Annotated in this window: 1 protein-coding gene; it reads right to left on the bottom strand. The window is 57.9% G+C overall.

All coding sequences use genetic code 11. The annotated features are described in order from the left end of the window. Nucleotides 1–447: hypothetical protein (locus BQ8482_RS38520; RefSeq protein WP_165848809.1), on the bottom strand; the 447-nt coding region annotated here is incomplete at both ends.

Below are 447 nucleotides of genomic sequence, written 5' to 3'. Positions count from 1 at the left end.
GGAACCGAAACCAATCTTGCCATCATTGTTCGAGTCGAACAGTTTCGTCGTCGTCACCAAAATGTCCTTGCCGCCAAAATTGGTGATTTTGTCGTGGCCCAGATTGAGGTCGAGGGCGGTGTCGAAGAAGAAGGTGTTGGCCTTGGCATCGGGGTTGTCGCCGGCGAGCGCATCATCGCCGAGCTTACCTTCCAGCGCGCCCTTGGGCCGCACGGTCGCGTCGGCGTAGACGAAGACGTCCTCGCAGCCCTCGCCGAGAAATCGCAGGCCCTTCTTGGCATCGAGCCCATCGAAGGACACCGTGTCGATGCCAGCATCGGGACCATCCAGATCGAGCACCTTGTTGGTGCCAAAGGTGATGATGCCGTCACCATTGGAATCGAACAGCGCCTTAGACGTGGCAAAAACGTCATCCTTGGCAAAGTTGGTGATGCGGTCATGCCCGCT

Origin of the sequence: Mesorhizobium delmotii (assembly GCF_900149755.1) — a bacterium.
In the GTDB taxonomy this organism is placed as follows: domain Bacteria; phylum Pseudomonadota; class Alphaproteobacteria; order Rhizobiales; family Rhizobiaceae; genus Mesorhizobium; species Mesorhizobium delmotii.
This window is presented reverse-complemented; position numbering and strand designations above follow the sequence as displayed.